This is a genomic window from Nonomuraea sp. B10E15, assembly GCF_039871615.1.
Taxonomy (GTDB): domain Bacteria; phylum Actinomycetota; class Actinomycetes; order Streptosporangiales; family Streptosporangiaceae; genus Nonomuraea.
On the sequence record NZ_JBDPMB010000023.1, the window covers coordinates 73,954 to 100,012 of the forward strand.

The window sequence follows — 26,059 nt, forward strand, 5'->3', positions numbered from 1 at the left end:
AACCACGCCAGGGAGAGCGAGACGCTGGACGCGTGGATCGACGAGCGCGAGGTGGCGCGGGATGACGTGGCTTGCGTGGCGGACGCTGAGATGGCATCCGGGGAGTCTGGTCGGCACGCTGATCACGCTGGTCGTCGCGGCCACCGCTGTCGGAGCTCTGTGGTTCGTCGTCGACACCACGGACCGGCAGAAGGCCCCGGTGGAGCGGTACGCGGACGTCCCGCTGGTGGTCGGCACGGCCGGAGGGGCGATTTCGCCCGGACTGGTCGCAGCGGTGCAGGCGCTCCCGGAGGTGGCGGCGACGGTTCCCGAGCACAGCTTCCCCGCCGGGCTGTCCGTTCTCGGGACTCCGGTACGGGTGCCCGGAGACCAGAACCCGTGGCCGTGGGGACATGGCTGGTCGAGTGCCCGGCTGACGCCGTTCGAGCTGCGGCACGGCCGGCCGCCCCTGGCCCCAGGCGAGGTGGTGGTCGACACGCGGGTGGCCGCCGCCGCACGGGTCGGAGCCGGGGACCGGGTTGAGATCACGGTGGCGGGAACCGTCCGTCCCCACGAAGTGGTCGGCGTGGTCGCGGCCCGCCCGGCCCTGCGTTTCCAGTCGGCGCTGTTCTTCTCCGACGACAGCGTCGCGGAGCTGCTCGGGGGCCGGCGCGGCGCCGACACGCTCGGGGTCCTCCCCCGGACCGGTGTCGGAACGGAGGCGCTGCGAGCGGCCGTGGCGCGGGCGGTCGAGCCGTACAACGCGAACGGCCCGCAGGTCATGACCGTCGCCGTCGGCGCGGACCGCGGCGGGCAGGAGAACAACCTCGTGTCCCCCGCCGGCGGGTTCAACACCCTGTGGTTCACGGTGTGGATCACGGCCCTGGTCTCGACCGGCATGATCGCCGCCGCCATCGGAGTGTCGATCCGGCGCCGCGGCACGGAGATCGCCGTCCTGCGGGCCATCGGTGCCCGGCCCTGGCAGATCAGCCGCATGCTCATCGCCGAAGGAGTGCTGCTCTCGGTCGTGGCCACCGCCGTGGCGGTCCCGCTCGGCATGCTCGTCGCTCCCGCCGTCGCGGCGCGCTTCCGCGACTCCGGTGCGCTCAGCGTGGCGTTCGAGATCGGCTACCGCCCGGAGCCCATGGTGTGGATGCTCGCGCTCACCCTGGCCATGGCCCTGGCGGGGAGCCTGATCTCGGTACGCCATGCGCTGCGCGTCCGTCCTGGCGACGCGCTGGGTGAGGCTCCCGCGGAGGGCCGGCGGCTCGGCACGGGCCGGCTGGTGACCGGACTGACGCTGCTGGCAGGCGCCGGCGGCCTGTCCGTGGCCCTTCTGTGGGACCTGTTCGCGCTGGACGGGCCCGGCCTGATGCTCCTCCAGTTCGCCACGTTGGGCCTGTCCGTCGCCGCGGTCGGGCTGCTCGCGCCGTGGGGCGTGCTGGTCGCGGGAAGGCTGGTACGGCCCGGCGTCGCCCGCGCGTCACGGGTGAGCGGTTACCTCGCGGTCTCCGGCGTGGTCTTCAACCACCGCAGGTACGGCGGCGCGGTGGCGTCGCTGGCGCTCGGCGTGACGCTGGTGGGCGTGGTCATGAGCACGCAACTCTTCTACAACTGGAAAGTGGCCGCGGCGGCCGTCAAGGACATCCGTGCCGACCACGTGCTGCAGCCCGTCGCCGGAGCCGGCGCGCTGTCGGAAGACCTACGGCGCCGCGTCCTGGCACGAGACGGCACGTCCGCCGCGGTCGGCGTCGGCTCGGTACCGGCGGCCGTGTCCGCGGCCGGGCCGGCGGCAGAGCCGACGGAGCGCCGGCCGCCGGACCAGAGCCCGCCGCCCCTCTTCGCGACCATGGTCACCGGCGACATCGCCCAGGTCCTTGACCTGTCCGTACGCGGTCGGCCGCCGCGCGACCTGGGCGCGCGCGAGGTCGCCATCAGCGACTCGCTGGCCGCTCGTCACGGGGCCGGGCTCGGGTCGCGGCTGCGCGTCCGCTTCCCCGGAGCGGCCGTGGACTCCTCCTTCACGGTGAGGACGGTCTACACCGACGCTCCCGAGATCAGCGAGATGCTCCTGCCCGCCGGAGCCCTCGCCGGCACCCACCTGTCGTCGGAGCTGCACGAGCGGATCTACGTGCGCGGGGCCGGCCCGGAAAGGGTCGTGGACGCCCGCTCGGCCGTCGAGTCCCTCACCAGGCAGGAGTACATGTGGCGCAAGAGCGAGGCGAACGCCGCGAAGAATCGCCTCATGCCGTCCGTGTCCGTCCTGGTCGCGCTGTTCTGCCTGGTGGCCGCGGTCAACAACCTGTGCCTGGCGCTCGTGGACCGCAGGCGGGAGTTCGCCGGCATGCGGCACCTCGGCATGCGGCGGAGCCAGGTGATGCGGATGGCCTGCTGGGAGAGCACGCTCACGATCGTCCCCGTCCTCGTCCTCGCCCTGGTCACGACCGCCTGGATGACCCTCGTGCACGCCGCGGGCGAGCCCGGCGGGCCGGCCGCGACATCGTCGTTCATTCCCTTCGGCTGGCTGGCCGCACTCGGCGGCGGCGCGCTCCTGGCCGCTGTGGCGGGATCGCTGCTGGTCATCCGCGTGGCCGTGAAGAACGAAAGGCAGGGCCTGGCATGAATCGGACACGATCCGGCGAGAACGACGGCTTCGCTCCGGCGGTGCGCCTCGACGGCGTCGGCAAGGTGTACGGCGCGGGCCCCTCGGCGGTGACCGCGCTGCGCGGGGTCAGCCACGACTTCGCCCGCGGCTCCTTCACGGCGGTGATGGGGCCGTCGGGCTCGGGCAAGACCACGCTGCTGCAGTGCGCCGCCGGGCTCACCGGCCCCACGTCGGGATCGGTCAGCGTGGGGGGCACCGACATCACGACGTTGACAGGGGCCGGGTTGTCCCGGCTGCACGGGCAGCGGATCGGGTTCGTCTTCCAGGCGTTCAACCTGCTGCCCGCGCTCACCGCGAAGGAGAACATCGAGCTGCCGCTGCGGCTGGCCAGGACGAAGGCGCGGCCAGGCTGGGTGGAGGAGCTGGTGAACCGGACCGGTATCGCCGATCACGTCCATCGCCGGCCGCACGAGTTGTCCGGCGGGCAACAACAACGGGTGGCGGTCTGCCGCGCGCTGGTGGCGAACCCGGAGGTGGTCTTCGCCGACGAGCCCACGGGCAACCTCGACACCAGGTCCGGACGGGAGCTCCTGGACCTGCTGCGTCTCCTGGTCGACGCCCTGGGGCAGACCGTCATCATGGTCACCCACGACCCCGCCGCGGCCTCCCGCGCCGACCGGGTTCTCGTCCTCAGCGACGGGCGGCTCGTCGACGTCATGGAGTCGCCGACGACCGAGATGGTCGCCGCCGCCGTCGCGCACCGAAGTTGACGCGTCGTACGGGTCCAGCGTGAGTGGTCGCCAGGCGTACGAGCCCCGCCTCGTACGCGACGATCACCGCATGGGCCCGATCCCGCAGCCCAAGCCGTCAGTCCATGAGGTCGTCCAGGGTCGGGTCGGGAACGGCGGGGAAACTCTCGGACCCCACCCCCACGTCCTTGAACCCGCTCGACGTGGCGATGCACACCACGGGCCCGTCGAAGTCACGCCCGAGCCGCCGGTGACCGGCCACGCCCGCCGCCCCCGACAGCTCCTGCCACATCCCCTGCCCGGCCAGGTCGCGCTGCGCGGCGCGCAGCTCCTCGTCGGTCAGCAGCACCGCCTCACCGCCGCTGTCCCGCACGGCCAGCACCCCGCGGTGCCCGCCGACCGGCCCGGCGATGCCGTACGCGTCGCTCCGCCCGAGCTCGACGATCGCGGCGGGCGCACCGGTGGCCAGCGCCCTGGCGTGAGGGCCGCCCGCGGCGGTCTCGCAGGAGAACATCCGCGGCAGGGTCTCGGCGACCCCGAGCCGCCGCAGCTCCGTGAACCCCTTCCACACCCCGTAGAGCAGCTCGGCGTAGCCGGTGGGCGCGAATACGGCCGCGGGCGGCCGCCCGAGCTGCCGGAACAGCTCGTACGCGATCGTCTTGTAACCCTCGGGCCCGAACGGGTGCCCGGTGTGCGTCACGGTCTGGTTGCTGACGGGGTGGTAGCCGAGCCGGTCGACGACCTCGCGCAGCAGCGGCCAGCGCGCCTCGACGGGCACGGACACGACCTTGGCCCCGTACGCCCGTGCGAACGCCTGGACGGCGGGCGGCGACGCGGCGGAGGTCAGCACGATCGCGCGCAGCCCGGCCCTGGCCGCGTAGGCGGCGGCGGAAGCGCCGTGGTTGCCGGAGGAGGCCACGACGATGCCGGGCGCGCCCGAGGCGAGGGCGGCGCTGACGGCGACCCGGTTGAGGCGGTCCTTGTGCGACCAGGTGGGGTTGCGCGACTCGTCCTTGACGTGCACGCCGTCGAACGCCACCAGCGGTGTCCCGCCCTCCCCCAGCGTGGGCGCCCCGAGCGGCGGCAGGAGCGGCGACCAGCGGGCGATGTCGGCGCCCGGCTCCTGCGCGAAGAGGCCCGGGTCGACCTGGTCGTAGTCGTAGTCGACGTCGAGTGGATAGGCGATCTCGGCGGTGCTGGTCCGAGGGCAGCCCCGGGTCAGCGGCGGGAACAGCGGATATTCGGCCGAGGGGTCACCGAGGGAGCGCTGGCGGCGGGCGAGAGACGGTCCGTTCACGCGTACCGACTCTAATCAGACTCGCAACCGCATGGGAAAAGCTGCACACTCTAGTCATGTTGTGGGCAGGCAGGTCCGCTGTCGAGATCGCGACGGCCGTCAGGCGCGGGGACGTCACGGCCGCGACGGTCGTCGAGGAGCATCTCCACGCCATCTCGGAGCGAGATCCCAGATTACGGGCGTTCCGGCTGGTCCGCGAGCAGGCGCTGGACGAGGCACGGGAGTTGCAGAAGCGGCGCGACCTCGCGGAGCTCCCGCTCGCCGGCGTGCCGGTGGCGGTCAAGGACAACCTGGAGGTGGCCGGCACGGCCATGCGCGCCGGGTCCAGGGCGACGCCGGACGTGCCCGCGCGGCAGGATCACGAGACGGTGGCGCGCCTGCGCGCGGCGGGTGCGGTGGTCGTCGGCCTGACGAACCTGCCCGAGCTGGGGCTGGTCGCGTTCGGCGACAGCGCCTACGGCATCGCGCGCAACCCGTGGGATCTGGCGCGCACGCCCGGCGGCTCGTCGGCGGGCAGCGCCGCGGCCGTGGCTGCCGGCATGGTGCCGCTGGCGCTCGGCAACGACGGCATGGGCTCGGTACGCATCCCGGCGGCGTGCTGCGGGGTGCTGGGCATCAAGCCGGGCACCGGGCTGGTGCCGCCGCCCTCCGACGACTGGGACCGGTTGTGCGAGAACGGCCCGCTGGCCCGTACGGCGCCGGACCTGGCGCTGGCGCTGTCGGTGCTGGCCGGGGACCCGTCGCTGGCCCAGGCGTGGCGGTCGGGGCGGCGGGAGGAGCCGAGCCCGCCCATGTTGCGCTCGGTCTGGGCCGACGACGACAAGGTGTGGGAGCCGCAGCCGCCCTCCGACGGCCCGGAGCCGTTCGACCTGCGGGTGGCCTACGCCTCTCAGCCGCTGCCCGCGGGCCTGACCGTGGACAAGGAGTTCCAGGCCGCCGTACGCGCGGCGAGCGAGACGTTGCGCGTGGCCGGGCACACGGTGGTCGAGCACACCCGCAAGCTGCCCGGCTGGCTGGGCCCGGCGTCGGTCGCGGCGTGGCTGGTCAGGACCGCGGCTGCGGCGGACGGCCTGGACAGGGGCCGGCTGGAGCGGCGTACGCGGGCGCTGAGCCGCGCGGGCCGGGCTCTCGGCGCGCTCAAGCTGGACGGCGCGAGCGGTCGCGAGCGCTGGAGCGGCTACGGCGCCGACCAGTGGTTCGGCAACGCCGACGCCATGATCATGCCCGCCCTGGCCGCGATCCCGCCCATGGCCGACCGCTGGGGCAGGCGCGGCTTCGTGCGCAACACGGTGACCAACGTCAGGTACGCCCCCGCCACCGGCGCGTGGAACATGTGCGGCTGGCCCGCGATCACCGTGCCGATCGCCACGCATTCGACCGCGCTGCCCATCGCGGTGCAGATCGTCGCCCCGCCCGGCGGCGAGCCCCATCTGCTCGGCCTGGCGGCCCAGTTGCAGGCCGCCCACCCGCCGCTTCGCCCGCCGGGTCTCGGTTTCTGACGGCCGGCCCTTCCGGAGGCCCCGTGGGGACCACAACGTCCCCCGGCCTGGACCGGGGGACGTTGTGGGATTCAGATGCCGATCGGGTGCCAGACGGTCTTGGTCTCCAGGAACCGGGTCATCCGCCCGAGCCCGGGGTCCGCCGTCCACTCCTCCGGCGCGGGCCGCAGCACGCGCTTGAGGTTTTCCGCCGCCGCCTGCTCGCACCGCAGCGCGAGGTCGGCGTCGTCGACTCCGGTCAGGTCGAGCCCGTTGACGTCCATGTGGGCGGCCAGCCAGGGAGCCAGCTCGGCCTGCGACCCGGTGAGGATGTTGACCACCCCGCCCGGCAGGTCGGAGGTGGCCAGCACCTCGGCCAGGGTGATCGCCGCGAGCGGGGACGGCTCCGAGGCCACCACCACACACGTGTTGCCGGTGACGATCACCGGGGCGACCACCGACACCAGCCCGAGCAGCGGATCGGCGGGCGCCACCGCGGCCACCACGCCGGTCGGCTCGGGCGACGACAGGTTGAAGTAGGGGCCCGCCACCGGGTTGGCCGCGCCGTGCACGGCGGCGATCTTGTCGGACCATCCCGCGTACCAGACCAGCCGGTCGACCGTCGCGTCGACCCGCTCGGCCGCCGCCCGCTTGCCGCCGCCGAGCTCCTCGACGAACTGGCCGCGCCGGCCCTCCAGCATCTCGGCCACGCGGTAGAGGATCTGCCCCCGGTTGTAGGGGGTGGCGCCCGACCAGCCGGGGAACGCCTTGCGGGCAGCCACCACGGCGTCGCGGGCGTCCTTGCGCGAGGCGCGCGAAGCGTTGGCGAGGAAGTCGCCCTTGGCCGAGGTCACCGGGTAGGACCTCCCACTCTCCGAGCGCGGGAACGCCCCTCCGATGTACAGCTTGTAGGTCTTTCTGACGGACAACCTACTCATCGCCGCGCCCCCTCCACGTGGACTCCTGCGACATCTGGACCTGCACGAAGACCTGGCCGCACCGGCTCACGCCGCAGCGGTGGGCGAACCAGCCGGTGCGCACGGGGCGCCCGACCCTGGCGAAGGCGTGCCCGTCCGTGGGCTGCGCGCGGCGGGCGCGGCGCAGCCCGCACCTGGAGCCGGGCCCACGGCCCGGTTGGTCACGCTCACACATCGAGGTACGCCTCCAGCCCGTGCAGCCCGCCTTCCCTGCCGTACCCGGACTCCTTGTAGCCGCCGAAGGGCGAGGCCGGGTCGAACTTGTTGAACGTGTTGGCCCAGACGACCCCGGCCCTGAGCCGGTCGGCCATCCACAGGATGCGCGAGCCCTTCTCCGTCCAGATGCCGGCGGACAGCCCGTACGGGGTGTTGTTGGCCTTCTCGACGGCCTCGGCGGGCGTGCGGAAGGTCAACACGGACAGCACGGGACCGAAGATCTCGTCCCTGGCGATGCTGTGCGACTGCGCGACCCCGGTGAAGACCGTGGGCGGGAACCAGAAACCCTTGTCCGGCAGCTCGCAGGCGGGCGACCAGCGCCGCGCGCCCTCGCTCTCGCCGAGGTCGCTCAGCGAGCGGATCTTCGCGAGCTGCTCGGCCGAGTTGATCGCGCCGATGTCGGTGTTCTTGTCGAGCGGGTCGCCCAGCCTGAGCGTGCTCAGCCGCCTGCGCAGCGACTCCAGCACCTCCTCGTGGACGGACTCCTGCACCAGCAGCCGCGACCCGGCGCAGCACACGTGGCCCTGGTTGAAGAAGATGCCGTTGACGATGCCCTCGACGGCCTGGTCGACGGCGGCGTCCTCGAACACGATGTTGGCCGCCTTGCCGCCCAGCTCGAGGGTCAGCTTCTTGTCGGTGCCCGCGACCGCGCGCGCGATGATCCTGCCCACCTCGGTGGAGCCGGTGAAGGCCACCTTGTTCACGTCGGGGTGGCCCACCACGGCGGCGCCGGTCTCGCCCGCGCCGGTCACGATGTTGACCACGCCCGGCGGCAGGTCGGCCTGGCGGCAGATGTCGGCGAAGGCCAGCGCGGTCAGCGGCGTCGTCTCGGCCGGCTTGAGCACCACCGTGTTGCCGCAGGCCAGCGCGGGAGCGATCTTCCAGGCCAGCATGAGCAGCGGGAAGTTCCACGGGATGACCTGCCCGGCCACGCCGAGCGGACGGGCTCCGCCGAACCCCGCGTGGGCCAGCTTGTCGGCCCACCCCGCGTAGTAGAAGAAGTGGGCCGCGACCAGCGGCACGTCCACGTCGCGCGACTCGCGGATGGGCTTGCCGTTGTCGAGCGACTCCAGCACGGCCAGCTCGCGAGCGCGCTCCTGGATGATGCGCGCGATCCTGAACAGGTATTTCGCCCGCTCAGCTCCGGGCAGCGCGCTCCAGACCCCGAACGCCTTGCGCGCGGCCTGCACGGCCCGGTCGACGTCGTCGGAGGTCGCCGTGGCCACCTCGGCCAGCTTCTCCTCGGTCGCGGGGTTGATGGTCTTGAAGGGGGTGCCGGAGCCGTCGGCGAACTCGCCGTCGATGAACAGTCCGTACGACGGCTTGATGTCGACGACGTCGCGCGATTCGGGCGCGGGGGCGTACTCGAAGATCGCCATCATCAGTCCAGGGTGAAGTAGTCGGGGCCGGCGTAGCGGCCGGTGGCCAGCTTCTGGCGCTGCATGAGCAGGTCGTTGAGGAGCGACGACGCGCCCAGCCTGAACCACTCCGGCGTCAGCCAGTCGTCGCCGGCCGTCTCGTTGACCAGCACCAGGTTCTTGATGGCGTCTTTGGTGGTGCGGATGCCGCCGGCCGGCTTGACCCCCACCTGGCGGCCGGTCGCGTCGCGGAAGTCGCGCACCGCCTCCAGCATGATCAGCGTCACCGGCGGGGTCGCCGCCGGCGACACCTTGCCCGTCGAGGTCTTGATGAAGTCGGCGCCGGCCAGCATCGCCAGCCAGGACGCCCGCCGGACGTTGTCGTAGGTGGCCAGCTCTCCGGTCTCCAGGATCACCTTCAGGTGGGCGGGCCCGCAGGCCGCCTTCACCGCGACGATCTCGTCGTACACCTTCATGTAGCGGCCGGACAGGAACGCCCCCCGATCGATCACCATGTCGATCTCGTCGGCGCCCGCCGCCACCGCGGCCGCGGTCTCGCCGACCTTGACCTCGAGCGAGGAGCGGCCGCTCGGGAACGCGGTCGCCACCGAGGCGACCTTGACCCCGGCGCCGCCGAGCGCCTCGACCGCGACAGGGACGAGGTCGGGATAGACGCAGACGGCCGCCACTTCGGGCGCGCCGCCGCCGGGCCGCACGGCCTTGGTGCACATCGCGCGCACCTTGCCGGCCGTGTCGGCCCCCTCCAGCGTGGTCAGGTCGACCATCGAGATGGCCAGGTCGATGGCCCGCGCCTTGGCCGTGGTCTTGATCGAACGGGTGCCCAGCATCGCCGCCCGCTGGTCCGCGCCGACCCGGTCGACACCGGGCAGGCCGTGCAGGAATGCTCGCAACGCGGTGTCGGACGAAGCGACGTCCGTGAGCGAGGTAGTCACAGTTGACACCATCACAGCATCGCCGACCAGGGCCGCCAGCTCCAAACCGGACCACCTTAGGGCGATCGTGCCCCAGGTCCTAGGTACGCCTGGCGTGTCCGCGCGCCAGAGATAAGGCATCCACCCGATGTGGCGGGCGGGGCCTTAGCACGAGTCTTGAAGGTGTCAAGAAGAAGCACGAAAAAGCAGGAGACACCGTGAATCCCGAGATCGAGTACGAGCTCATGAAGAGCCACGCCAGCGAGCTGCGCAGGACGGCCGCCGAGCACCGGCGCGTACGCGAGGCGGAGCGGGCGAACAAGACCGGGCGCCGCTCCATCTTCGGCAAGCGCCGCTCCTCATGACCGCCCCACGAGTGCCCGGCCACATCCTCCCTCGTGGCCGGGCCTACGTACCACCATGAACGAGCGTAAAGACGTCGAAAACAACCGATAAGGCATGACATGCTGGATGACATGCGGGGACGATCGGTCAGTCCCGTCTTCGTCGGGCGGCAAGAGGAGCTGAAGGCCCTCTCCGAGACGTTCGACGAGGCGCTCAAGGGCACGGTGACGGCCGTCCTCATCGGCGGTGAGGCCGGGGTCGGCAAGACCCGGCTCGTCCACCGCTTCGCCGAGCACTGCGCCGCCGGAGGCGCGCACGTGCTGTACGGCGGCTGTGTCGAGCTGTCCACGGAAGGCCTGGCCTACGCGCCCTTCACCGCCGCGCTCCGGCAACTCGTCAGGGAGCGGGGGCCCGGCACGGTGACCGGGCTGCTGCCCGACGGGGCCGAACGCGATCTCGCCCGGCTGCTGCCCGAGTTCGGGGAGTTCAACGGCGACGGCGAGACCGACGCCGGCCGCGCGCGGCTCTTCGAGCAGTTCCTCACCCTGCTCGAACGCCTCGCGGCCGGCCGCCCCACCATCCTCGTCATCGAGGACATCCACTGGGCCGACCGGTCCAGCCGCGACCTCATTGCCTTCCTCAGCCGCAACCTGCACACGCCGCAGGTCCTCATCGTCATGACCTACCGCTCCGACGACCTGCACCGCCAGCACCCGCTCAGGCCCGTGCTGGCCGAGCTGGGCCGGGTCAACGGCGTGCACCGGCTCGACCTGCCCCGCCTGTCGAGGGACGAGGTCGCCCAGCAGATGACCGGCATCCTCGGCGAGATCCCCCAGTACGCCAAGGTGCAGAAGGTCTACGAGAGCAGCGAGGGCATCCCGCTGTTCGTCGAGGCCCTGCTGGACGGCGGCGATGACTGCACGGTCCCCGACTCCATGCAGGACCTCATCCTCAGCGCCGTCGAACGCCTGCCCGAGGAGACCCAGCGCCTGCTCCGCGTCGCCGCGGCGGGCGGCACCAGGGTCAGCCACGCCCTGCTGGCCGCCGTGAGCGGCCTGTCCGACATCGACCTGGAGACCGCGCTGCGCCCCGCGATCGCGGGCAACGTGCTGCAGATCGCCGACAACCGCGCCTACGTCTTCCGCCACTCCCTGATCCGCGAGGCCGTCCACGACGAGTTGCTGCCCGGCGAGCACCAGCGGCTGCACGCCAGGTACGCCGAGGAGATCTCCAAGGACCGCAGGCTGGTCCCGCCCGGCCGCGCCGCAGTCGAGCTGGCCCACCACTGGTACGGCGCCCGCAACGACCAGTGGGCGCTGATCTCCGCATGGGAGGCGGCGCAGAAGTCGTTCAAGGCGTACGCCTACACCGAGGCCGTCCCCCTGCTCGAACGCGTCCTCATGTTGTGGGACCGCGTGCCCGACGCGGCCGAGCTCATCGGCGCCGACCACACCGCCGTGCTGGAACGGGCCTCCGAGGCCGCCAACGCCGGCGGCGACGTCGACGCGGCACTCAAGTTCGTCAAGGGCGCGCTGTGCGAGCTGGACGAGGCCGCGGAGCCGGCGCGGGTGGCCCAGCTGATCGTGCGGCGGGCCGGCATCAAGAACAGCAAAGGACATCCGGGCGTCCTCGACGACCTCAGGCACGCGCTGCGGCTCGTCCCCGAGAACAGCGTCGACTGGGCCGAGGTCGTCACGCCGCTGAGCCGCCACCTCATGCTGAGAGGCGCGATCGGCGAGGCGAGCGAGCTGATCGCCGACGGCCTGCGGCTGGTCAGGGAGCACGGCGAACGCAGCCTCGAAGCCGACCTGCTGATGAACCTGGCGCTCGGCCACTCGCTCAACGGCGAGCTCGAGTCCACGATCATGGTCAACGAGCAGGCCCTGGAGCTCGGCAGGGCGGCGAACGCCGGCCGCATCATCACCAGGGCCATGGGCAACAACATTGACGCCCTGACCGACACGGGCCGCGACGACGAGGCCCTGCGCATGGCGGAGGACGGCTGGCGGCTCGCCAAGCAGTACGGCAGGCTGCGCGGCAGCGGCCTGTTCATCCTGAACAACCGGGCCGAGGTGCTGGAGTCGCTCGGCCGCTGGGACGAGGCCGTCGAGGTCGTCGAAACCGCGCTCGGCCACGGGCCCGTCCTGCGCACCCGGTACGCCCTGCTGCGGGTGCGCGCCGACATCGCGCTGGCCAGGGGCGAGCTGGAGCTGGTCGAGGGCATCCTGTCGGAGATCGGCCTGCTGAAGCAGCGCCCGGAGGAGTTCGTCCAGGACGTCACCCACAACGCCCGCCTGCTCATCCGCTGGCACCTCGCCAAGGGCGAGCCGGGTGCCGCCCTGGGCGTGGCCGAGCGGGTGCTGTCACGTCCGCAGCAGTGGAGCAAGGCCATGCTCGGCTGGCGGCTGCTCTCCCTGCTGCGCACGGTCTGCGACGCCGCCGAGAGCACCGAACCCGGCGCCGAGGGGATCGCCGCCGTGCGCCGGCAGGCCGCCGAGGTCGCGGCCGAGTTGTCGGCCATCGGGCCGGTCGTGGAGGCGTACCGGCTGTCGTACTGGGGCGAGTTCGACACCGCGGCGGCGGCCTGGGAGCGCCTCCACCGCCCGCACAACCAGGCCATGGCGCTGCTGCAGGCGGCCACCGTGGTGGCGCGCAGCGGCGACCGCGAGGGGGCGGCCGCACGGCTGAAGACGGCGCTGCCGCTGGCCGAGGCGCTGCGCGCGACGCCGCTCGTCGAGGAGATCGAGGCGCTGTCCCGCCGGGTGGGCCGGCTCTCGCAGGGGCAGGAACAGTCGGAGCTGCTGACGCCCCGCGAGCTGGAGGTGCTGCGCCTGGTCACCCAGGGCCGCACCAACCGGGACATCGCGGCCGAGCTGTTCATCTCGGCGAAGACGGTGAGCGTGCACGTGTCCAACATCCTGGCCAAGCTGGGCGTGACCACCCGGGGCGAGGCGGCCGCGGCGGCCCACCGGCGGTCGCTGCTGGCACCGTAGCTTCCGGGGGCGGCTCGGCCGGGGACACGCCTTCCGGGGGCGGCTCGGCCAGGGACACGACAGCCTCAGAGGAGCGGCTCGACCAGGAGAGCGACGCCGAACACCGCGAACGCCGCGGCGGCGCCGTACCTGATGACCTTCTCGGGAAGGTGCCTGCCCATCAGCCGGCCCACGACGATGGCCAGCGCGTCCGCCGCCACCATGCCGACCGTCGAGCCGATCCAGGTGCCGACCCAGCCGTGCTGCGTCGCCAGCGTGATCGTGGCCAGCATCGTCTTGTCGCCCAGCTCGCTCAGGAAGAACGCCACCGTCACCGCGATCAGGGCGTTCCTGGTGGTGCGCCGGGCCTTCTGCGCCTCGTCCTCGGTCAGCTCGTCACCGCGCAACGTCCACACCGCGAACCCGAGGAAGGCCAGCCCGGCCACCACGGAGATGGCCGTCGTCGGCAGGGCGTCGCCGATCAGGCCGCCCACGGCGACGCTGAACAGGTGCACGACGGTCGTGGCGATGGTGATGCCCAGGAGCACGGGCCACATCTTGAAGCGGGTCGCGAACGTCATCGCCATCAGCTGGCTCTTGTCACCGAGCTCGGCCACGAAGATGACGCCGAGACTGATCCAGAACGCTTCCAACGGTCCTCTTCCGCGCGACCGGGCCGGAAGCGAGAACCCGGGGAGATGCGGGCACGGCTTCGGCCCGGCAGCGACTTGTCGCATGGCTGCCAGGCCGAAGGTCTCGTCCGCCCGTGTGAGGCCCGTGCGACCGGGCGCGGTGAAGCGCCAGTGTGTCGATCACACGATTGGGACTACTCCCCTTCGGTAACTCCGAGACACCATAACAGACCAGATCGGGCCGCTATTCCCCGAGGGCGCAGCCGACCAGCACCGGCTCGTTGACCAGCGTGACCCCGAACTTCTCCCGCACCCCGTCGCGCACGTGCCTGGCCAGCGCCAGCAGGTCGGCGGTGGTGGCGCTCCCCGTGGGGTTGGTGAGGGCCAGCGTGTGCTTGGTCGAGATGCGTACGGGTCCGAGCTCGTAACCCTTCGGGAAGCCGGCCTGCTCGATCAGCCAGGCGGCGGGCACCTTGACCGATCCGTCGGGCATGTCCCACTGCGGGTGGCCGGGAGCGCGCGCCGCCAGCGCTTCCGCCTGCTCGGCCGTCAGGACCGGGTTGGTGAAGAAGGACCCGGCACTGCGCGTGTCGGGGTCGCCCGGGTCGAGCACCATGCCCTTGCCCCGCCGCAACTCCAGGACCGCCTCACGCGCCCGGGCGAGCGGCACCCGGCCCCCCGGCTCGGCCCGCAGCCGGCCGGCCAGCTCCGCGTACGCCAGCGGGCCGGACAACTCGGAGACGTCCAGCGCGTACGTCACCGCGAGCACCACGTGCCGCGCCAGATCCCGCTTGAAGACGCTGTCGCGGTAGGAGAAGCCGCACTGCCGCGCCTCCAGGTCGACCACCTGCCGGGTGCGCCGGTCGTAGGCGCGCACGCACCTGATGGTCTGGGCGACCTCCTGGCCGTACGCGCCGACGTTCTGGATGGGGGTCGAACCGACCTGCCCCGGGATGCCGGACATGCACTCGAGGCCCGACCAGCCCTCAGCCACGGCGCGGGCGACCAGCGGGTCCCAGTCTTCGCCCGCCTCGACGGTGACCAGCACCTGCTCGCCGTCGCGCGAAACGGACACGCCCTCGGTGGCGACCTTGATGACGAGCCCGTCGAAACCCTCGTCGGCCACCACGACGTTGCTGCCCCCGCCGAGCACCAGCGTGGGCACGGCGTTCCTGTCGGCCTCGGCCACCAGGGAGACGAGTTGCTCCGCCGTGGACGCCTCGGCGAAATCGCGGGCGGGCCCGCCCAGGCCCAACGTGGTGTACGGCGCGAGCATCTCCATGGGCCCACAGCTTACTAACGGGCGATCCGCCCGACAGACCGCCGCTGCGCCCCGAACCGGCGCTGACGGCGGCCGGGCGGCACGTTTCCCGCCAGGGCACGGGCCGCAGCGGGACTCCCGCCGGGCCCGACCCGCAGAACCGTCAGGCGGAGGCGTGCAGGAGGCGGAGCACCCCGTCATAGTTGCGCCGCGACTCCCGCTCCAGATAGTCGTCGGGCACGTCGTGCCGGCCGAGGCGCTCCACGGGTGGCCGGTCGCGGGGCACGACCAGGGTGCCGTGCAGGGCGAGCGAGAGTTCCAGGTCGGCGTTCGTGCCGTGACGGGCGTCCTCGGGCAGCGCTCCGAGCGCCGCCGACCGGCGTACCGCCATGAGGTCTCCGGTGAGCGCCCGCACCCGGCCCGGCCCTGCCTCGCGCCAGTTACGGCCGTCGCCGAGCGGTTCCGCGCCCCACCAGCCGGCCGCGACGGCGCCTTCGGTGATGGCCGCGATCAGCGGGGTCAGCGCGTCGCCGCGCAGCACGGTGGTCGTCTCCATCAGTACGTGGACCTCGGACATGTCGAGCCGCAGCAGCTTGGCCCGGCTCTCACCCCAGGTGGCGGTGCCGCCGCGCCAGTGCGGCCGCTCGGCGACGTGCCAGGTGGCGATCCGGTCGGGCCGGCGGCGGGCCAGGTCGTCCAGCACGTTGCCGGCGCCGTCGACGTTGCCCAGGTCGAGGGCGAGCACGCGGGCCCTCGTGTGGTCGATCAGCGACTGCACGCACCGCTGCACGTCCTCGGGCCGGCCGTCCACGAGCAGGCCCACGCTCGTGGTGACGTCCGCGGTCTCGACGCGCTGCCGCTCGGCGTTGACGCCCAGGTCGTCGAGGCGGCTGGTGGCCAGCGAGGCGTCCCAGGTGCGCTGGGCGTGCAGCATGCCGTCGCCTTCGTCGTCGCCGTGCTGGCCGGGGTCGCCGGAGAAGCCCAGCTCGGCGGCGGGGTTCTGGCGTGCGTGCGTGCCGCGCGGTTTGGTCCCGGCCGTGCCGACGCCAGTCGCTGCCGTGCCAGAGCCGGTCGCCGGGCCGCCCGCGGTGTCGCGGCCGGAGCCTGAGGTGCCCGCCACGTCCTCGATGCGCGGGGGCCGGAGATGGCCAGGAGGCTTGGCGTCGGTGACGGCGGAGACGGGGATCGATCGGACCGTGGGCCAGACTTCTCGCGCGGCTTCAGACATACCGTCACGGAGTACCCGAAAGCGGGCCGACTTATCATCCCGGCCCGCCGAGGCTCAGGTCAGCTGCACCACCGCACGCGCCTTGGACAACACCTGTGCCTCCCCCGACCTGGCGACGAGCCCGACGACCACCCGCTTGTCCTCGAGCTTCTCCTCGATCACGCCGCTGACCGTGATCGTGGCGCCCCGGTCGTCATCGGGCACGACCACCATCGAGGAGAACCGCACGCCGTAGTCGACCACCGCCCCGGGATCTCCCGCCCAGTCGGTGACGAACCGGCCGGCCTGCGCCATCGTGTACATCCCGTGCGCGATCACGTCGGGCAGCCCGACCATCCTGGCGAACCGCTCGTTCCAGTGGATCTGGTTGAAGTCGCCGGAGGCCCCGGCGTACATGACCAGGTTGGAGCGGCGCACGTGGTAGTCGACCGGGGCGAGCTCCTGGCCGACCTCGACCTGGTCGTACTTCACCGTGGCGGCCATCAGGCGGCCCCTCCGCGCTCGACGACCGTGTTGTAGGTGACGCAGACGGGCTCGCCCTCGACGGTCGTCACGTCGCTGCGCACGGTCAGCAGCTCGTTGCTGCCGGCGGTGCGGATGTCGGTGATCGTCGCGGTCGTGACCAGCTCGTCGCCGGCGACGACGGGACGTACGTACTCGAAGCGCTGCTCGCCGTGGACGACCATGGCGAAGTTGAGTCCCAGGCCGGGATCGGCGAGCGCCTCCCCGCCGCTCTGCAGGCTGAAGACGATCGGGAACGTCGGCGGCGCGATCACGTCGGGGTAGCCGGCGGCCTGCGCGGCCTCTTTGTCGCGGTAGAGAGGGTTGTTGTCACCGATCGCGGTGGCGAACTCCCTGATCTTCACCCGGCTGACCTCGTATGGGGCGCTGGGCGGATAGCTCCGGCCCACGAAGTCACGGTTCAAGGCCATCAGTGGCTCCTCGTAGGTCTCCAGCCGAGCGCTGCTGAGGGCGACGCTAACAGAACAACGTTCGGCTGTCGCGGGAGATGGCCCGGATTTTGCCGTGCCGCCCGACACGACGAACCGGCGCCCTGCGAAGGGACGCCGGCTGTGCGATGGAGCGTATGTGGGGGGCCGAGGCCCCTGCCCGGTGCGAACCTAGCGGGTCTCGCGGTGCGCGCGGTGGCAGCGGCAGTTGGGGCAGTATTTCTTCAGCTCAAGCCGATCCGGGTCGTTGCGCCGGTTCTTCCGCGTGATGTAGTTGCGGTGCTTGCACTCCTGGCAGGCCAGCGTGATCTTCGGCCTAACGTCGGTGGCAGCCACTTGGGAGTGCCTTTCTACGTTCGGGACATGGACACACCCGTGCCCAGGCCGTGGACCTGGGATTGGGCAGTAGCGGAGGCCGGACTTGAACCGGCGACACAACGATTATGAGCCGTTTGCTCTGCCTGACTGAGCTACTCCGCCTTTGAGCCGGTAACGACACCGGCCGTCGTAAAGAATACCCGACGTGGCGAGCACATCAGCAACTCGCTCCACCGGGCGGGGTCTCTCCAGTATGCCTCAGGAACCCCGGCAACCGAAATCCGGAGCGCCCGACATGCTCGGCGACGAACCTCGGATCCACCGCTCGCCAGGTGCCGTGCGACGAGAGGCGCGCGGCCCGAGACTCATCCGAGCGTCGCTCGGTCAGCGTGGCCATCTCGGCGCGCGGCCCGCACACCGCCCGGTCAGTCCCTCCGGTTCTCCCCAGTCCCCTGCGAGATCGTCACCGCGAACTCCTCTGCCCCGCTCTCCTCCACTCCTCCAGCATGACCGTGAAGGGACTCTTTCACATGGCCACGGACAGGCTGGGCACCCGTCATCGGATGCCCAGCGAGTGTCCCCGGCCGTGGGCTATGGCATGGCGACCGCTTTCACCGCCCCGCTCTCCACAGCGCCGCGCTGGTCATCCGCAGTGGACGTCACGCTTGTACACGAACCCCTTTTTCCCGGACCTGCCTTCGACGTGGGCGGATACATCGATGCACTTGTTCTTGGCGGCGACGTAGACAGGACCCGCGTACTTCGAGAAGTTCCCCCAGTCGGTGTCGGCCCAGGACGTCTTGTCGGACGATCGAATCCGCACCGCCTTGTAGTCGGCTCGGCCATAGTTCGATCCGGAGCCGTAGGCCAACGCGCAGTTCTTCCCGGTGCCGGCATTCCACCGAACCTCGAGGACGCCGTACTTCTGCCCGTCCTTGCTGATGTTGTAGGTGCCCACGAGCTTGTAGCCGCTTCCACACGGGCCGACGGCGGCCGCGCTGGCAGGAACGGCAATCGTGGAGACGATCCCGGCCGCAAGCACTGCGGCGCTCGCCACGGCCGTGAACTTGGTACGAGCAAGCACGTTCATACCTCACTTGACTACAGGTGTCACAAAACAGCGGTCCGACCGCACGAGGACGTCCAGCACCTTTTATCCCGAAAACCCGAACAGTCCAGTACGGCACTTCTGACCCACATTGTGAGCATTTTGTCATGCAGGGCGCATCACTCGCCACCACATCACTCGCAGCGCCCCAGAAACGTCTCACCCGCGAGCGCGGGCCTCGCACTCAGTGGTCAGGCCGCCGTGCCCGCGCCGCAGCACCACGCAGGAGTCCTCACCCTCCCCGGTCGTCGTGCACACCCCGAGCTGGTCGCGACACGGGCGATCATCCCGGTCCGCTCACGCAACTCAAAGACCTCCGAACCGCACGATCGCGCAGGTCAACGGAGTACTTCCTCGGGGGCGCGCTGCGGCCACCGCCACCGGGCTGTCATGCCGGTGGGCCATGCGACACAGCGCCGCCTCGTCGATGCGGACCCGCACGCTCACGGCCGCTCCTTGCCGAGCTGGTGGATGTGCAGCACGAGTTGCGGCTGGCGCGTGACGTCGCCGAGCCCGTGTCCGGCCCGACCAGGTGACCGGCGTCGTCGTCGGCCGGAACGCTGGCGTCGACCAGTCCGTCCACGGCGGCCTTGACCGATGGGTACGCTCGCGCGGCACCTACGCCTACTGTTTCGCGCCCACGTCCTGCCGGAGTGGGCCCAGTGGCGGCTGGCCGAGGTCACCGCAAGCGCGCTCCGTTCCGTGACAGCCGCAAGACGCCGATCGCGCCGTGCGGCGAGGTGGTTGAGTGGCGAGTGCGGGACGCGTGACCGTCCAAGGTCATCGCATTTTCGTCGCACTCAAGGAGAAACGCCCGGGCCCGCTATCTGGCGGGTCGGGCGTTATGGCTGGTCAAGGTGGGAGCCCCCAAACGGAATCGAACCGTTGACCTTCTCCTTACCATGGAGACGCTCTGCCGACTGAGCTATAGGGGCCTGTCCGGCGCTGCGGACAGGTGTAACCATACACGGCGCTCAGCCCTGATGCGAACTTGTTCCGGCCTCCGCGGGGACCTGTGCGCGGCGCCGGGCGGGCAGCTCGATGACCTCGCACAGGTCGGCCAGATCGACGAGCCTGGCCACCTGCGCGACCGAGGTGCAGTCGGCGATCACGCACCCGTGCCTGCGCACGCGCAACACCTGCCGGCCGGCCCGGATGGCCGGCAGGATCTCGTAGCCGTCGAGGCCGACCCATCGCCTGTCCATAGCCGCACACATTAGCCACCGGGTCTCTCAATTTCCGGCCGCCACACGCGTCACCGGACCGTACGCGGCGGGCGGTAGCGGTAGAAGCCGGCGAAATCCTCCTTCTCGGCCATGTCGTCGACGCGCACGATCGCCCCGGTCTCGGGTGCGTTCATCATCGTTCCATTGCCCAGGTAGATGCCGACATGATGGGTTTTGACGGTCTTTTTGGTGATCTTTCCGAAGAAGGCTAGGTCTCCCGGCTTCGGGGACTTCACCCGGCGCATCTTCCGTACGTGCGCGTCGGTGTTGCCCGGCCCCAGCACGTCCCTGCCGTGCGCCAGCGCGTACACCCATCGGGCCAGCCCCGAGCAGTCGAGGCCGCGCGTCCTGGCCGCCGGGCAGGGCTTGATCCTGCCCCGGTAACCCCTGCAGGTGCCCTTCGACGGGCCGGGCTCCTCGGCGTGGCCGCCACCCCACGAGTACGCGATGCCGTACCGCTCGATCTCGTAGGCGATCTGGACGATCCTGGGCGGCAGGGACAGGCCGAGCGGCACCGAGGCCGTGGTGGTGAGCAGGATCAGCGCCACCGCCACAACCAGCCGCCGCTTCATCCCAAACCCCCTTTAACACCGGGACTTGGGATTTATCCTGCCTTATCGCGCTTTCAGGGTGAGTTTCACCGAACCGACGGTGACCTTCATGCCGACCGTGCCCTTCGCCTTCCTGGGCTTGGTGGTGAACACGAACAACACCTTCTTCGCCCGCGGCAGCTCCTCGATCCGGCACGACACCGCCGTGCCGCTGAACTTGCACGCCGGCGCCTCGACCACCCGCTGCCCGCCGAACGCGCGCCCCGACACCTTGATGTCCTTGACGGGGTGCGGGCCCGTGTTCGTCACGACGACCCTGTACGACGTCCGGCTCCTGGCCTCGCCCGATACCATCACCTCGGCCGGCGGGTTGGCCAGCGCCTTGAGCTGGGACTCGCTGCCGTTGAACGCGTTCTGGCCGCCGGCCAGCGCGCCCTTCTCCGCCGACTGCCAGAACGTGTGCCTCTTCCAGCTCTTCGGCAGCGCACCTGGCTCGCTGCCCCAGCGGGCCAGCCAGAGGGGGTTGGACGTGAAGGCGGCCGAGTCTCCCGTGCAGGTCCGCCACCAGCTCGCCGTGGTGTAGATGATCACGTGCCGGCCGGTCGCCCTGCGGTATCGGACGGTGAAGTCCTTGATCCAGCCGACCATGTCCTTCGTCGACAGGCCGTAGCAGGAGTTCTTGCCGTTCTTGTCTTTGTACGGATTGTCCTCCACATCGAGGACCCCGGGCAGGGTTTGGCCGTCGCCGATCCAGTCGCCGCCATTTTGAAGGAAATAGTCGGCTTGAGTTGTCCCGTCGGATTCGTGCGGTTGCGCAAAGTGATAGGCACCGCGGAAGAGCCCCGCCTCCGCAGCGCCGCCGAACTGCGTCTCGAAACGCGGGTTGCGGTAGTCGCCCCCCTCGGTGGCCTGCACGAACGCGAACTTCCCACCGCCCAGGGACACGCTCTCCCAGTCGACGTCACCGGTCCAGTTGCTGACGTCGACCCCGGGAACGCCGTCGGCGGCCTCGGCGACTCCCGTCATCCCCGTCGCCAGAATGACCGCTGATAACCACAGACGTTTCACGCCGGAGATCCTTCCTGAGCCATACACGAACGTGCAAGTTCGGCGATATTCACCTTCTTCGACGTGTCCACTGAAATGACCGGCCCCAGCGCGAGCGGCCGCGCCGCCGCCGCCCACTGCCGCCACCGCCCGTCATCGACCTCGGCGTCATGGTGGATCGGATGCCGCACCCGGCGCTCGTACCGGCTCCTCGCCACGCCGGGCGGCACCTCGCACCAGACCTCCCGCACCTCCGCCGGCGCGACGCCCGCCCGGTCGAGACCGGCCAGCACCACGGGACGCAGCGGCGCGAGCCACGGGCTCTCCAGCACCGCGCCCGGCGGGGAGTTCGCCAGCAACGTCCACAGGCTTTCGCCCGCGGCCATCCCGAGGCGCCTGCTCCACTCCCTCGCCTCCACGCCGTCGGGCCTGGCGAGGACGTCGGCCAGCGTCTCCTTGAGATCGTCCTTGGAGAACACGGGCAGCCCGAGTTCGCGGCCGAGCGCCCGGGCCAGCGTGCTCTTCCCCGCTCCCGGCAGCCCGTTCACCAGCACGGCAAGTCTGCGCATGACCCGACATGCTGCCAGAACCGCCGCCCCCGGGCGCTCGTCGGGAAAAACTTCTCCGCTATCCGGAAACCCGCACTTCAGAGCCCCGAAATCGCCTATGTGGGAGCGGCCGTCGACGACGTCGTTTCCGCAGGTCACAGCGGTTCATGAACGTGACATTCGCGTTTGCCAAACCCGGTTTCCCCTGCACAAACTTGTCCCATTCCGGATTGCCCGCCCCGACCAGGGGTTTCTTCGCCATGCCCAGAGGAGACCGACCATGATCCACGCCCGGGGCCTGACCCGAGAGTTCAGAGTCAAGAAGGAGACCGTCACCGCCGTTCGCGGCATCGACCTCGACGTGGAGGCCGGCCGGCTCGTGGCGTTCCTCGGCCCCAACGGCGCAGGCAAGTCCACGACCCTGCGCATGCTCACCACACTGCTGCCGCCCACCTCCGGCACCGCCAGGGTGGCGGGCCATGACGTGGGCGAGAACCCGGCCGCCGTCCGCGCCCGCATCGGCTACGTCGGCCAGAAGAACAGCGCGGGAGAGAACTTCTTCGTCCGCGACGAGCTCATCACCCAGGGCCGCTGCTACGGCCTGAGCATCCGCGACGCGGCCGCCCGCGCCGACGAACTGCTGGACCTGCTCGACCTCGTGTCGCTGGCCAGGCGCAAGCCCGGCACCCTCTCCGGCGGCCAGCGCCGCCGCCTGGACATCGCCCTCGGCCTCATCCACCGCCCCGACCTGCTCTTCCTGGACGAGCCCTCGACCGGCCTCGACCCGAAGAGCCGCGCCGACATCTGGCAGCACATCCTCCGGCTGCGGGAGACGTTCGGCACGACGCTCTTCCTCACCACGCACTACCTGGAGGAGGCCGACACCATGGCGGAACGCGTGGTCATCATCGACGGCGGGAAGATCATCGCGGACGGCACCGCGGAACAGCTCAAGAACGACCTCGCCGGCGACCACATCACCATCACCACCAGCACCGAGCAGGAGGCCGCGACGGCCGCCCGCATCGGCAAAGGGACCGCGACCGGCACCACCGTGCGCCTCCAGGTGCCCAACGCCGCCGCCGCGCTGCCCGACTATCTCCGCACCCTGGACGGCTCCGGCATCAAGGTCACCACCGCCGAGACCGTCCGCCCCACCCTTGACGACGTGTTCCTCGCTCTTACCGGGAGAAGCCTCACCGATGACGACATTCCTGCGTGACACCGCAACCGTCCTCTCGCGCGAGGCCAGGCCGGCCCTGCGCGAGCCCGTCGGGCTCCTCTTCGAGATGGGGCAGCCGCTGCTGTTCCTGTTCCTGTTCGGGTCGCTGCTGGACGGGGCGGTCGGCTCGTCGTGGCAGTGGTTCGTGCCGGGGATCCTGGTCATGATGTGCCTGACCGGCCCGATGGGCGCCGGCTACACGCTGCTGGTCGAGCTGATCGGCGGCTCGATGGAGCGCCTGATGGTCACGCCGCTCAACCGCACCGCGATGCTCGTCGGCAGGACCATGAAGGAGATGATCGTCCTGCTGGCCCAGGCCGTACTGATCATCCTCCTGGCGCTGCCCCTCGGCTTCGACCTCCATCCGGCGGGCGTGCTGGCCGGTCTCGTGCTGCTGGTGATCTTCGGGGTCGGGCTGGGCTCCCTCTCGTTCGTCCTCGCCATCAAGTCGGCGCCCGGCGGCACCCTGTTCTACATCGTCAGCCAGTCGATCCTCTTCCCGCTGCTCCTGTGCTCTGGAGTGCTCCTCCCGCTGGACACCGGCCCCGCCTGGCTGCGGGCCATCGGGTACGCCAACCCGGTCACGTACATCGTCGACGCCCAGCGAGCCCTCTTCGCCGGCCACCTCGCGAGCCCCTCCATCCTGTACGGCACCGCCGCCGCCTGCGCGGTGGCCGCGGTCGGGCTCCACCTCGGCAACCGGGCCATGCGCCGGGGCGTGTGATCGCGGGCACGATGGAGACATGACAGATTTGCTCCTGACCGGCACGGTCCCCTATGTCCCCGTGGCGCACCGCATGGACCTGATGCGCACCGCGACCATCCCGCCGGTGGAGCAGACCACGTGCGCGTTCGCGTTCGTGTCGGACCGGGCGGGCCGCACCCTCATGACGCGCGTGGACGGGCGGGGCTGGGACATCCCCGGCGGCCACCTCGAACCCGGCGAGACGGCGGCCGGCGCCGCGGTCCGCGAGCTGTACGAGGAGACCGGCCTGCGCCTGCCCTCGTCCGCGCTGTCCGCCTTCGCCTGGCAGCGCATCGAGCTGCTCGCCCCGGCGCCCGACGGCTACCGCTATCCGCCGCTGACGTACATGGTGATGTTCCGGGCCTCGCTCCCGGAGCCGGGCTCCCCGACCCGGCCGCCCGCCGGGTCGGAGGCCACCGGCGCCGGCTGGCTGGCGTTCGAGGAGATCAGCCGGGTCTGCGCCGGCCGCTCATGGCTGGCTCTGGTGGACGGCGCGGGCCCGCTCTAGGTCGGCGCCGCGGTAGAGCCGCTCGGGGATCTGCGCGAGCGTGGACGGGTGCACCTGCGGGCCGAGCCCGTACAACTTCTGGAAGCTCATGATCAGCGGGCGCCAGGCGTCGGGGTCGATGTGGTCGTCCGTGCCCGCCATGCGGATCCCGTCGTGCACCCAGACCCGCTGCACCCGCACCTCGAACGCCAGGATCCCGCCCTCGTCCCCCACGGGGTGGTGGCGTTCGACGACGGCCTCCATCGCGACCGGGCACTCGCCGACCCGGGGCGGCGCCACCGTCTCGGACGGGACGGCGCTCAGCCCTGCCCGCCCGAACTTGTCCGCCACGTGCCGGTAGCCGCGCACCTGCTTGCGCTCGGGCACGGGGTCGGACCCGGTGGTCAGCGCCAGCCGGTCGACGGCCGGCGCGAGCGCGTCGGACGGGAGGTTGAGCACGCATTCGCCGGTCCTGAGCAGGTTCTGCGACGTCTTGGACCGCACCGCCAGCCCCAGCACCGCCCGCCAGCCCAGCCAGAACGCCGACGACATGGGCGCCAGGTTGGGGGTGCCGTCCTCGTTCATGGAGGAGATGAGGACCACGGGGGTGCCGAAGTAGAGGATGTTCGGCTCGATGAGGGTGTGGGTGCCGGTGACAGTGCTCATGGTGCTCTACTTTCGCGGCGGACGAGGGCCGGGCGCTGGCGGCCTTCGGACCTCTCGTTGGCGGCCCCCGCTCGGCCCGCTTGCCCCCTGGACCGCCGGCGGCGAGGATCGTGAGCCGGCACACATCCGTCGGCGAAGGACCAATCCCCATGAAGATCCGCTACAACCCGCTGCTGGGCTGGACGTTCCTGATCCTGGGCTCCGTCCTGGTCCTCTTACAGCTCTGGCTCCTCCTGCTCGGCGCGTTCAGCCCGACGATCGTCGTCGGGCTGATCGTCGCCGGACTCGGCGTCGTCTACCTGCGGCGGCCGTACTTCCGGGTCGAGCCGCAGGCCATCGTTCTCGCCGCGCCGATCGGGCCGGCCGAACGCAGATTCCCCATCCCCGCGGGCGGGAGCCCGCGCCTGGAGGGCAACCGCATCGTCGTCGACGAGGCGGGCAGGGCCAGGAAGGTGCCCGTGCGCAAGGGGATGGCGCACCCGGCGGACTGGGCGGCGTACACCGCCGGCCTGCCCCGCGGCCCTCAGGCCTGACCAGGCACGCCCGTCACTCCCACGCGGCGTCGTGCGCCAGCTTCTCGGCGATGCGGTCGTGAAAGCTCTTGCGGGCCAGGGCCTGCTCGATGTCGGCGACGACCCGGGTGAGCGGATAGGGGATCTCGGCCTCGATCTCGGCGACGGCGGCCTCGGTGGCCCGCCACTCCGCAGCGAGGCGGCCGACGACGCCGCGGGCGTGGTCGGTGAGCGTCACCTTCTTGCTGCGCGCGTCGTCACCCGGCACGGTCTCGACCCAGCCTGCCTCCCGCATGGCGGCCACCTTCTGGCTCAGCGCCGAGTGCGTCCGCCCGACCGACTCGGCGAGTTCGGTGATGGTCATCGGCCCGAGGGCGTTGAGCCGGAGCAACTCCATCACGAAGCTCGGCTTGAGCCCTTCGATGCGCTTGTCGGAGTAGAGCCGGGCGATGTCGGCGTCCATCGACGCCTGCAGGACCCGCAGCGGCCGCCAGAGGCTCTCGCGGGTGGGGTCCGGGGTGTTGGGGTCGGCCATGGGACAACTATAACAGCTCTTATATAAGTACTGTTATTTCCTTGGGCGATCCGGGTGTCCCGTGCCCTACACGCCCGGCAGGAATCGTGCCAGACTGCCTGCTCAGGGGTGCCAT

The 26,059-nt window shown here is 71.2% G+C and carries 27 protein-coding genes and 2 tRNA genes; 9 read left to right on the top strand and 20 right to left on the bottom strand.

Features of this window, described 5'->3' with window-relative positions; all coding sequences use genetic code 11:
- Positions 1-61 precede the first annotated feature (61 nt).
- The gene (locus ABGB14_RS40745) at positions 62-2,602 is read left to right on the top strand and encodes an ABC transporter permease (protein ID WP_347649215.1); all 2,541 of its coding nucleotides are present in this window, start codon (positions 62-64) and stop codon (positions 2,600-2,602) included.
- Positions 2,599-3,354, top strand: coding sequence for an ABC transporter ATP-binding protein (locus tag ABGB14_RS40750; RefSeq protein WP_347649216.1), 756 nt, complete (start codon positions 2,599-2,601; stop codon positions 3,352-3,354). Before ABGB14_RS40745 ends, ABGB14_RS40750 begins: the two co-directional genes overlap by 4 nt.
- A 97-nt stretch (positions 3,355-3,451) precedes the next feature.
- Here the strand turns inward: ABGB14_RS40750 and ABGB14_RS40755 are convergent, their stop codons facing one another.
- A complete protein-coding gene (locus ABGB14_RS40755; protein WP_347649217.1) occupies positions 3,452-4,630 on the bottom strand; it encodes a pyridoxal-phosphate dependent enzyme in 1,179 nt (392 codons plus the stop codon).
- A 56-nt stretch (positions 4,631-4,686) separates the two neighbouring features.
- Between ABGB14_RS40755 and ABGB14_RS40760 the strand changes: the two genes are divergently transcribed.
- A complete protein-coding gene (locus tag ABGB14_RS40760) occupies positions 4,687-6,129 on the top strand; it encodes an amidase family protein (RefSeq protein WP_347649218.1) in 1,443 nt (480 codons plus the stop codon).
- 71 nt (positions 6,130-6,200) lie between these two features.
- Here ABGB14_RS40760 and ABGB14_RS40765 read toward each other — a convergent pair whose 3' ends face one another.
- From ABGB14_RS40765 to deoC, 4 genes are read right to left on the bottom strand one after another with little or no spacing between them, the layout of a single operon-like run.
- Positions 6,201-7,046: an aldehyde dehydrogenase family protein gene (locus ABGB14_RS40765; protein ID WP_347649219.1), complete on the bottom strand. Its 846-nt coding sequence runs from the start codon at positions 7,044-7,046 to the stop codon at positions 6,201-6,203.
- Positions 7,039-7,260 carry a hypothetical protein gene (locus tag ABGB14_RS40770; protein WP_347649220.1) on the bottom strand — a complete coding sequence of 74 codons (222 nt, stop codon included), beginning with the start codon at positions 7,258-7,260 and terminating at the stop codon, positions 7,039-7,041. The genes ABGB14_RS40765 and ABGB14_RS40770 overlap by 8 nt, the downstream gene beginning before the upstream one ends.
- Positions 7,253-8,680 carry an aldehyde dehydrogenase family protein gene (locus ABGB14_RS40775; RefSeq protein ID WP_347649292.1) on the bottom strand — a complete coding sequence of 476 codons (1,428 nt, stop codon included), beginning with the start codon at positions 8,678-8,680 and terminating at the stop codon, positions 7,253-7,255. The genes ABGB14_RS40770 and ABGB14_RS40775 overlap by 8 nt, the downstream gene beginning before the upstream one ends.
- 2 nt (positions 8,681-8,682) lie before the next feature.
- On the bottom strand, positions 8,683-9,612 hold the full coding sequence (gene deoC / locus ABGB14_RS40780; protein WP_347649221.1) for a deoxyribose-phosphate aldolase: 930 nt from the start codon (positions 9,610-9,612) through the stop codon (positions 8,683-8,685).
- Between the two features lie 197 nt (positions 9,613-9,809).
- Here deoC and ABGB14_RS40785 point away from each other — a divergent pair, with 197 nt between their 5' ends.
- Positions 9,810-9,956 carry a hypothetical protein gene (locus tag ABGB14_RS40785; RefSeq protein ID WP_347649222.1) on the top strand — a complete coding sequence of 49 codons (147 nt, stop codon included), beginning with the start codon at positions 9,810-9,812 and terminating at the stop codon, positions 9,954-9,956.
- 111 nt (positions 9,957-10,067) lie between these two features.
- Positions 10,068-12,929: an AAA family ATPase gene (locus ABGB14_RS40790; protein WP_347649223.1), complete on the top strand. Its 2,862-nt coding sequence runs from the start codon at positions 10,068-10,070 to the stop codon at positions 12,927-12,929.
- Positions 12,930-12,994: 65 nt separating this feature from the next.
- Here ABGB14_RS40790 and ABGB14_RS40795 read toward each other — a convergent pair whose 3' ends face one another.
- The 13 genes from ABGB14_RS40795 to ABGB14_RS40855 all read right to left on the bottom strand — a co-directional run bounded on the left by ABGB14_RS40795 (position 12,995) and on the right by ABGB14_RS40855 (position 21,798).
- The gene (locus ABGB14_RS40795; protein WP_347649224.1) at positions 12,995-13,561 is read right to left on the bottom strand and encodes a TMEM165/GDT1 family protein; all 567 of its coding nucleotides are present in this window, start codon (positions 13,559-13,561) and stop codon (positions 12,995-12,997) included.
- Positions 13,562-13,784: 223 nt separating this feature from the next.
- Positions 13,785-14,822, bottom strand: a complete 1,038-nt coding sequence (locus ABGB14_RS40800; RefSeq protein WP_347649225.1) for a UDP-N-acetylmuramate dehydrogenase — start codon at positions 14,820-14,822, stop codon at positions 13,785-13,787.
- A gap of 142 nt (positions 14,823-14,964) precedes the next feature.
- A complete protein-coding gene (locus tag ABGB14_RS40805) occupies positions 14,965-16,029 on the bottom strand; it encodes a hypothetical protein (RefSeq protein WP_347649226.1) in 1,065 nt (354 codons plus the stop codon).
- Positions 16,030-16,083: 54 nt separating this feature from the next.
- Positions 16,084-16,512 (bottom strand): MaoC family dehydratase, encoded by a 429-nt coding sequence (locus ABGB14_RS40810; protein WP_347649227.1) that lies wholly within the window; start codon positions 16,510-16,512, stop codon positions 16,084-16,086.
- Positions 16,512-16,961 carry a MaoC family dehydratase N-terminal domain-containing protein gene (locus ABGB14_RS40815; RefSeq protein ID WP_347649228.1) on the bottom strand — a complete coding sequence of 150 codons (450 nt, stop codon included), beginning with the start codon at positions 16,959-16,961 and terminating at the stop codon, positions 16,512-16,514. The genes ABGB14_RS40810 and ABGB14_RS40815 overlap by 1 nt, the downstream gene beginning before the upstream one ends.
- 189 nt (positions 16,962-17,150) lie before the next feature.
- Positions 17,151-17,315, bottom strand: coding sequence for a 50S ribosomal protein L33 (gene rpmG / locus ABGB14_RS40820; RefSeq protein ID WP_019632658.1), 165 nt, complete (start codon positions 17,313-17,315; stop codon positions 17,151-17,153).
- A gap of 70 nt (positions 17,316-17,385) precedes the next feature.
- Positions 17,386-17,459 (bottom strand) — tRNA-Met (locus ABGB14_RS40825).
- 481 nt (positions 17,460-17,940) lie between these two features.
- Positions 17,941-18,387, bottom strand: a complete 447-nt coding sequence (locus tag ABGB14_RS40830; RefSeq protein ID WP_347649229.1) for a hypothetical protein — start codon at positions 18,385-18,387, stop codon at positions 17,941-17,943.
- Positions 18,388-19,267: 880 nt separating this feature from the next.
- Positions 19,268-19,340 (bottom strand) — tRNA-Thr (locus tag ABGB14_RS40835).
- 39 nt (positions 19,341-19,379) lie between these two features.
- Complete coding sequence (locus ABGB14_RS40840; protein ID WP_347649230.1) at positions 19,380-19,610, bottom strand: transposase; 231 nt, start codon at positions 19,608-19,610, stop codon at positions 19,380-19,382.
- Between the two features lie 50 nt (positions 19,611-19,660).
- On the bottom strand, positions 19,661-20,203 hold the full coding sequence (locus tag ABGB14_RS40845; protein WP_347649231.1) for an NlpC/P60 family protein: 543 nt from the start codon (positions 20,201-20,203) through the stop codon (positions 19,661-19,663).
- A gap of 42 nt (positions 20,204-20,245) precedes the next feature.
- A complete protein-coding gene (locus ABGB14_RS40850) occupies positions 20,246-21,250 on the bottom strand; it encodes a lysozyme (RefSeq protein ID WP_347649232.1) in 1,005 nt (334 codons plus the stop codon).
- Positions 21,247-21,798 carry an AAA family ATPase gene (locus ABGB14_RS40855; protein WP_347649233.1) on the bottom strand — a complete coding sequence of 184 codons (552 nt, stop codon included), beginning with the start codon at positions 21,796-21,798 and terminating at the stop codon, positions 21,247-21,249. Before ABGB14_RS40855 ends, ABGB14_RS40850 begins: the two co-directional genes overlap by 4 nt.
- Positions 21,799-22,057: 259 nt before the next feature.
- Here ABGB14_RS40855 and ABGB14_RS40860 point away from each other — a divergent pair, with 259 nt between their 5' ends.
- Genes ABGB14_RS40860 through ABGB14_RS40870 form a run of 3 tightly spaced genes read left to right on the top strand, consistent with a single transcriptional unit; the run spans position 22,058 to position 24,252 of the window.
- Positions 22,058-22,999 carry an ATP-binding cassette domain-containing protein gene (locus ABGB14_RS40860; protein WP_347649234.1) on the top strand — a complete coding sequence of 314 codons (942 nt, stop codon included), beginning with the start codon at positions 22,058-22,060 and terminating at the stop codon, positions 22,997-22,999.
- Entirely contained in the window at positions 22,980-23,723 is a 744-nt protein-coding gene (locus tag ABGB14_RS40865; RefSeq protein WP_347649235.1) for an ABC transporter permease, read from the top strand. The genes ABGB14_RS40860 and ABGB14_RS40865 overlap by 20 nt, the downstream gene beginning before the upstream one ends.
- Positions 23,724-23,742: 19 nt before the next feature.
- Positions 23,743-24,252 carry an NUDIX domain-containing protein gene (locus tag ABGB14_RS40870; RefSeq protein WP_347649236.1) on the top strand — a complete coding sequence of 170 codons (510 nt, stop codon included), beginning with the start codon at positions 23,743-23,745 and terminating at the stop codon, positions 24,250-24,252.
- Here the strand turns inward: ABGB14_RS40870 and ABGB14_RS40875 are convergent.
- A complete protein-coding gene (locus ABGB14_RS40875; RefSeq protein WP_347649237.1) occupies positions 24,214-24,897 on the bottom strand; it encodes a flavin reductase family protein in 684 nt (227 codons plus the stop codon). The two genes, ABGB14_RS40870 and ABGB14_RS40875, sit on opposite strands and share 39 nt — an antisense overlap.
- Before the next feature lie 149 nt (positions 24,898-25,046).
- On the opposite strand from ABGB14_RS40875, the gene ABGB14_RS40880 reads away from it, so the two are divergent.
- On the top strand, positions 25,047-25,430 hold the full coding sequence (locus tag ABGB14_RS40880; protein WP_347649238.1) for a hypothetical protein: 384 nt from the start codon (positions 25,047-25,049) through the stop codon (positions 25,428-25,430).
- A gap of 13 nt (positions 25,431-25,443) precedes the next feature.
- On the opposite strand, the gene ABGB14_RS40885 is transcribed toward ABGB14_RS40880, so the two are convergent.
- Positions 25,444-25,944, bottom strand: coding sequence for a MarR family transcriptional regulator (locus tag ABGB14_RS40885; protein WP_347649239.1), 501 nt, complete (start codon positions 25,942-25,944; stop codon positions 25,444-25,446).
- Between the last annotated feature and the right edge of the window lie 115 nt (positions 25,945-26,059).

Coding starts and splice junctions, on each gene's coding strand:
- ABGB14_RS40885 (WP_347649239.1), bottom strand. CDS start 25,944: ATGGCCGACCCCAACACCCCGGACCCCACCCGCGAGAGCCTCTGGCGG.
- ABGB14_RS40880 (WP_347649238.1), top strand. CDS start 25,047: ATGAAGATCCGCTACAACCCGCTGCTGGGCTGGACGTTCCTGATCCTG.
- ABGB14_RS40840 (WP_347649230.1), bottom strand. CDS start 19,610: ATGGACAGGCGATGGGTCGGCCTCGACGGCTACGAGATCCTGCCGGCC.
- ABGB14_RS40765 (WP_347649219.1), bottom strand. CDS start 7,046: ATGAGTAGGTTGTCCGTCAGAAAGACCTACAAGCTGTACATCGGAGGG.
- ABGB14_RS40870 (WP_347649236.1), top strand. CDS start 23,743: ATGACAGATTTGCTCCTGACCGGCACGGTCCCCTATGTCCCCGTGGCG.
- ABGB14_RS40745 (WP_347649215.1), top strand. CDS start 62: ATGACGTGGCTTGCGTGGCGGACGCTGAGATGGCATCCGGGGAGTCTG.
- ABGB14_RS40760 (WP_347649218.1), top strand. CDS start 4,687: ATGTTGTGGGCAGGCAGGTCCGCTGTCGAGATCGCGACGGCCGTCAGG.
- ABGB14_RS40750 (WP_347649216.1), top strand. CDS start 2,599: ATGAATCGGACACGATCCGGCGAGAACGACGGCTTCGCTCCGGCGGTG.
- ABGB14_RS40865 (WP_347649235.1), top strand. CDS start 22,980: ATGACGACATTCCTGCGTGACACCGCAACCGTCCTCTCGCGCGAGGCC.
- ABGB14_RS40805 (WP_347649226.1), bottom strand. CDS start 16,029: ATGTCTGAAGCCGCGCGAGAAGTCTGGCCCACGGTCCGATCGATCCCC.
- ABGB14_RS40810 (WP_347649227.1), bottom strand. CDS start 16,512: ATGGCCGCCACGGTGAAGTACGACCAGGTCGAGGTCGGCCAGGAGCTC.
- ABGB14_RS40770 (WP_347649220.1), bottom strand. CDS start 7,260: ATGTGTGAGCGTGACCAACCGGGCCGTGGGCCCGGCTCCAGGTGCGGG.
- ABGB14_RS40775 (WP_347649292.1), bottom strand. CDS start 8,680: ATGGCGATCTTCGAGTACGCCCCCGCGCCCGAATCGCGCGACGTCGTC.
- ABGB14_RS40855 (WP_347649233.1), bottom strand. CDS start 21,798: ATGCGCAGACTTGCCGTGCTGGTGAACGGGCTGCCGGGAGCGGGGAAG.
- ABGB14_RS40875 (WP_347649237.1), bottom strand. CDS start 24,897: ATGAGCACTGTCACCGGCACCCACACCCTCATCGAGCCGAACATCCTC.
- ABGB14_RS40860 (WP_347649234.1), top strand. CDS start 22,058: ATGATCCACGCCCGGGGCCTGACCCGAGAGTTCAGAGTCAAGAAGGAG.
- ABGB14_RS40800 (WP_347649225.1), bottom strand. CDS start 14,822: ATGGAGATGCTCGCGCCGTACACCACGTTGGGCCTGGGCGGGCCCGCC.
- ABGB14_RS40830 (WP_347649229.1), bottom strand. CDS start 18,387: ATGAACGTGCTTGCTCGTACCAAGTTCACGGCCGTGGCGAGCGCCGCA.
- ABGB14_RS40815 (WP_347649228.1), bottom strand. CDS start 16,961: ATGGCCTTGAACCGTGACTTCGTGGGCCGGAGCTATCCGCCCAGCGCC.
- ABGB14_RS40845 (WP_347649231.1), bottom strand. CDS start 20,203: ATGAAGCGGCGGCTGGTTGTGGCGGTGGCGCTGATCCTGCTCACCACC.
- ABGB14_RS40790 (WP_347649223.1), top strand. CDS start 10,068: ATGCGGGGACGATCGGTCAGTCCCGTCTTCGTCGGGCGGCAAGAGGAG.